Annotated in this window: 4 protein-coding genes; all 4 read left to right on the forward strand. The window is 58.0% G+C overall.

Translation table 11 applies throughout. The features are described 5' to 3' along the window. A partial coding sequence (locus tag E4K64_RS39475) for an integrase core domain-containing protein (protein ID WP_135161597.1) occupies positions 1–235 on the forward strand: 235 nt, incomplete at its 5' end. A 97-nt stretch (positions 236–332) separates the two neighbouring features. Further along, positions 333–638, forward strand: coding sequence for a hypothetical protein (locus tag E4K64_RS40825; protein ID WP_164719172.1), 306 nt, complete (start codon positions 333–335; stop codon positions 636–638). 870 nt (positions 639–1508) lie between these two features. Further along, a complete protein-coding gene (locus E4K64_RS39480; protein ID WP_126262244.1) occupies positions 1509–2267 on the forward strand; it encodes a glucose 1-dehydrogenase in 759 nt (252 codons plus the stop codon). A 129-nt stretch (positions 2268–2396) separates the two neighbouring features. Continuing rightward, positions 2397–2630 (forward strand): transposase (locus E4K64_RS39485; protein WP_135167594.1); only part of this gene is annotated, 234 nt, incomplete at its 3' end.

The raw sequence follows: 2630 nt of genomic DNA on the forward strand, positions 1-2630 counted from the left end.
CATCAGTATGGACGGCCGGGGCGCCTGGCGGGACAACGTGTTCGTTGAGCGGCTGTGGCGCAGCGTCAAATACGAGGAGGTGTATCTGCGGGCCTACGACAGCGTCAGCGACGCTCGCGCCTCGATTGGCCGCTATCTGGACTTCTACAATTGCCGCCGTCCACATTCGAGCCTTGACGGCAGCACACCGGATCAAGCCTACTTCACCCCGCTGCCGCTCCGCACGGCAGCCTAACCCCGGCAGAGGCTCCACTTATCGACGCGGATATTCTGTTCAGACAACCGGGGCCAGCTCACACCTCGTGCCCCACGCTGAATACAAGGCTTATTGCTTGGCAGCCGAGAAACGCGCTGCCACGGTCTTTGCTCCCACGGTAGAGAGGCGCATCAAGCGGAATACCTTTGACGTCGGGCATCGCATTCCTCCTCGCTCTTGGAGTGTTTGGACGCAATCGAAGATTCAGCTAACTCATTTCACCAAGACTATTCGGTTGTTGAAGCATCCTGAAGAGACTGTGATGCGCAACTTCCAATGCGGCTCGGTGATCCGTCGGCTCATAGATCCGGTGATCGCGATCGTCTTACCGACGACGCATCCAGTTCTGCGCGTTGCACCTCAATTCTGTGCTGCAGAATGAGCTTGACGATTGTGCGTTCATTCCAGCGAAGCGTGCTCACCGACGATGACGATAACTCGGTAGGCCTCTCTATCTGTTGTCTGCAACGTTGATGCCAAGCACCTCATTGGGTGTTATAGGACCCGCTCGGCTGAAGATGTCGAATTGGAGTACGAGAAGGCCGCCGACAACCTTCGCCTCTTCTTCTGTTGCCTTCCCGCTTGTTTGATTGGCGACGCGGGATGTCGAACGTCCGACATGATCAAGCGGGGCATAAACGGATGAGGAGCTCGCATGGCTCAAAGTTGTGGGTGGCTCGACTAAGCCTTGGTAAGTCGAAACGCTATCACTGTGCATGGCCCGAAACGCATGCTAGCGGATACCCAGGTCGCGCGAGAAGGTCGGAACAGCTCCAGCAACTCTGCAAGAGTTGCGTGAGTTTGCATTCGTATCAGATTCTCGGCGCGCCGATTGCACAGGGTGGATACTCCAATTTGCAAGGCTCGGAGAACCTCATGCGTTCTGCGCCCCACTCCCGCGGCCAGCCACGAAGAGCTGCTCAGTACGTGCACCTGCGCGGAACCGGCATTGCGCCGCCCGCAGTCCACGCCCATCTTCCGGAGGAAACTCGGTCGTGAATTGTCGGGCTCAACAAGGTGGCCCAATGTCGCGATGCCAATTCAACCCTCCGACGGTACCGCCTGAGCGGCGGACGCGTGTCCACGACGTGAAATCGTTATCGAGTTGGTTTTCACGCCGAGTTGCACGGCACTACGCACAGCCTTTGGGCATCGCAGCGGGACACAGCAGATCGACCAGGGGTCGATTGACATAGTGCATAGTGGATGTCGCAAAGACCTTGCACCACCACACTGTCGAGGAAGCAAAATTATGGGACGTGTCAGCGAAAAAGTCATTCTGGTGACCGGCGGGGCTCGAGGGATGGGGGCCGCTCATGCGCGCCTGCTGGTAGCGGAGGGAGCTAAAGTCGTGATCACCGATATTCTTCGTAAAGAAGGAGAGGCTTTCGCGGCCGGCCTTGGCACATCCGCGATCTATCTGCGTCAAGACGTCGCTCAGCCAGAGGAATGGCGCCAAGCGATCGCGGCTGCGGAGAGCAAGTTTGGCGCGCTGCATGGCCTCGTCAACAATGCCGGCATAGCCAGTATTGCTCCTATCGAGCAGTTTCCGCTTGAGCAGTGGACGAAGACCCTTGCTGTCAATCTCACCGGTGTATTTTTGGGAATGCAGACTGCCCTGCCGGCCATGCGCCGCGCGGGCGGAGGCTCGATCGTCAACATCTCGTCGGTCGAGGGGCTGAGGGGTAGTGCAGGGCTTCACGCCTACGTTGCTTCCAAGTTCGGCGTGCGGGGCATAACCAAGTCCGCTGCTTTGGAGGCCGCTGCGTCTGGGGTTCGCATAAACTCAGTCCATCCGGGGTTAATCAACACTTGGATGACAAAGGACTTCGATTCTTCCAGTTTTCCCATTCCGCTTGGGCGGGCGGCCGAGCCGCCGGAAGTGTCACAGGCTGTGTTGTTCCTGCTCAGCGACGAGTCCTCTTATCTTACGGGCTCCGAAATCGTCGTCGATGGCGGTCTGACGATCGGCGTCCCGTACAAGTGTCAGGCGCCCGAAAGCATCTTCTGACTAGCAGCTGACCAATTGTCACATAAAGCAAGATCTGACGTTGCGATGTATTACAGCAGTGGGAATGGTCTGAGCCCCGCAAACTCCTCCAAGAATGGGTAGAGTCCGTCACCTCTGAGGAGATGGACCATGAAGCCAAGTCGGTTCACGGAAGAACAGATCATCGGGATTTTGCGGGAGCAGGAGGCGGGTGCGGCGACGGCGGATGTCTGCCGCAAACACGGGATCTCCAGCGCAACGTTCTACAAATGGAAGGCCCGGTACGGTGGTCTGGAGGTGTCCGACGCCAAGCGGCTCAAGGCGTTGGAGGACGAGAACACCAAGCTGAAGAAGCTCTTGGCCGAAGCAATGCTCGACAACGCC

Source organism: Bradyrhizobium frederickii, from assembly GCF_004570865.1.
GTDB lineage: Bacteria > Pseudomonadota > Alphaproteobacteria > Rhizobiales > Xanthobacteraceae > Bradyrhizobium > Bradyrhizobium frederickii.